At 61.3% G+C, this 284-nt stretch carries 1 protein-coding gene; it reads right to left on the bottom strand.

Annotation, left to right across the window (positions count from 1 at the left end):
* On the bottom strand, positions 1–284 hold a 284-nt coding region (locus N801_RS21305; protein ID WP_035941302.1), incomplete at both ends, for a hypothetical protein.

Below are 284 nucleotides of genomic sequence, written 5' to 3'. Positions count from 1 at the left end.
TCCGCTCACGCGCGCGCTTGAAGATCGAGTCGGGGATCTTCAAGCCCAGCTTGCCGAGGTTGACGATGTAGGAACGGTAGTAGTCGTCATTCACCCACCGGTCCCACTTCGTGGTCCAGCTTTCCGGGTCGGTCGCATCCGTGGGGGCGTACTCGACGAGGATGCCCATGAAGGCGTCGACGAATGCGTGCACGGTCCAGAACATCTGCTGGATGTCCTGCTCAAGCAGGGGGGCGTTCTCCGGCTCCTGCAGGAGGTACAGAAGTGTCGCGTAGCCGTTGTTG

The sequence above is a fragment of the Knoellia aerolata DSM 18566 genome (assembly GCF_000768695.1).
GTDB classification, from domain to species: domain Bacteria; phylum Actinomycetota; class Actinomycetes; order Actinomycetales; family Dermatophilaceae; genus Knoellia; species Knoellia aerolata.
This window is presented reverse-complemented; position numbering and strand designations above follow the sequence as displayed.